The organism is Persicitalea sp., assembly GCF_041751555.1.
Taxonomy (GTDB): domain Bacteria; phylum Bacteroidota; class Bacteroidia; order Cytophagales; family Spirosomataceae; genus Persicitalea.
The window spans coordinates 1-2,118 of the sequence record NZ_JBGSXF010000322.1; the positions used below are offsets into that span (position 1 = coordinate 1).

Annotated in this window: 1 protein-coding gene and 1 pseudogene; both read left to right on the forward strand. The window is 55.6% G+C overall.

The window, feature by feature from the left end; genetic code table 11:
* Nucleotides 1-1,819 (forward strand): SusC/RagA family TonB-linked outer membrane protein (locus tag ACEW8P_RS11630; RefSeq protein WP_373513250.1); only part of this gene is annotated, 1,819 nt, incomplete at its 5' end.
* A gap of 12 nt (nucleotides 1,820-1,831) precedes the next feature.
* A pseudogene (locus ACEW8P_RS11635) lies at nucleotides 1,832-2,118 on the forward strand (RagB/SusD family nutrient uptake outer membrane protein); the annotation flags it as partial.

Genomic DNA, 2,118 nt, shown 5'->3' on the forward strand with positions numbered 1-2,118 from the left:
CCGCGAGAGCTACAACAAACTGACCGGGCGCATTGGCATGGAATTCAAGCCATTCAGCGGGTTTGCCATTAAAGGTATTTTCTCGCCGACTCTGGATTTTGACAAATCCAAGGAGTTCGACAAAGTGGTGGAACTCACCGACCTCACCGATCCCGGTCGGGTTCTGTTTACCACCCGGGCGCAGGATTTGCTCGCCGAAAACCGGGGTGAGCGGGTGCTGCTCAACAAGCAGTTGCTGCTGACCTACGATAAGCAGTTCGGCGACCACGGCATCGGGCTGCTGGCGGGTTATGAGGACGTGTCGGAGAAGTATGAGAACCTGGCGGCTTCGCGCACGGGCTTCGCCATTAACGACTTCCCTTACCTCGATTTGGGCAGTCAGGATTTAGTGACCAATTCGGGCTGGTCCTACGCCTACGGACTCAACTCCTACTTTGGCCGCCTGAAGTACGATTACAAGAGCAAGTACCTGGTTCAGGGCAATATCCGGGCCGATGGCTCCTCGCGTTTCGCACCCCAAAACCGCTGGGGGTACTTTCCCTCCGTGTCGGTGGGGTGGGTACTTTCCAACGAGAATTTCTTTCAGGACGCGCGTAACGTCAACTTGTTGAAACTCCGTGCTTCGTACGGCACGCTGGGCAACGAGCGGGTGTCCGGCAAAAATGAAGACGCTTTCAAATGGTGGCCCTACCAGGCGGTTATCAATTTCCGCAACACGCTTTTTTACAAAAATGGCCAGCCACTCTCGCTGCTTTCCGGCTCACAAACCGACTACGCCGTGACGGACATCACCTGGGAAACGACCAAAACCTCCAACGTGGGCGTGGACCTGGGCCTGTTCAACAACCGCCTGAACACCACTTTCGAGTACTACGTCAAGAACACGAGCGACATTCTGATGCTGCTCGACATCCCCGACTACCTGGGCTACAACGATCCGGTGACAAATGTCGGGGCCATTCGAGTGAAGGGTTGGGATTTTCAGGTGTCGTACCGCGACCGCATCGGCAAACTCAACTACTCGGCGAGTTTCAACCTGTCTGACTCCAAGAGCAAAGTGATCGACATCAATGGGCGTAATAATTTGACCCAGGAGAGCGGAACGCAGATCAGCCGCGAGGGCTACGAGTTTGCCGAGTGGTACGGTTACCAGTCGCCCGGCCTGTTCCTGACCAAGGAAGACCTCGACCAGTCGCCCAGGTTTACGACCAGCAAAGTGGGAGACGTCAAGTACGTGGACCAACTGACGGTGGACACCAACGGCGACGGCATTCCCGACGCTGGGGACGGCATCGTCAACGAGTTCGATAAGATACCGCTGGGCGGCTCGCTACCCCGCTACATTTTTGGCGGCAATATCAGCCTGAACTACGGCAACTTCGATTTCACGACGATCTTCCAGGGCGTCGGCAAGCAGACCGACCGCCTGAACAGCTTTCAGGTGGCGCCGTTCAGCCAGGACTTTGGCAACGTACCTGCCTTCATCGACGGCCGCTCGTGGAGCGTCAACAACACCGACGAGCAGAACCGCACTGCCATTTATCCCCGACTCTCACGCACCTCCAACGGCAACAACTACGCGGTGTCCAACTTCTGGTTCCTGAACGCGGCCTACTTCCGCATCAAGAATATCGCCCTGGGCTATAACATACCCGAAAGTGTGGCCAGCCGCGCGAAACTGAACGGACTGCGGGTGTACGTTTCGCTGCGCGACTACTTTACCATTCACCGCTACCCCAAAGGCTGGGACCCCGAAGGCGACGCGGGCAGCTACCCGATCATGAAATCGTTTACGGCGGGTATTTCTATCAGACTTTAAGCCCTTTATATCATGAAAACTTTACAAAAAATATTCTTCCTGCTCTCGCTGGCGCTGCTGAATGCCTGCACCGATTTGAACATCGACCCGACTTCTTCCAGCGCGTCGGGTACTTTTTATAGTAATCAGAAGGAACTCGAAATCGCGGTCAACGACCTCTATCAGAAATCGCTCTTCAGGGTGGACGAATACGAGTGGGGCGACGACCACTGGGTGCGGGGGCAGATCACCAACCCCATCACCAACAGCACCATCAGTTCTCAGACCAGCTTCGTCAACAGCTACTGGGCCAATCTCTA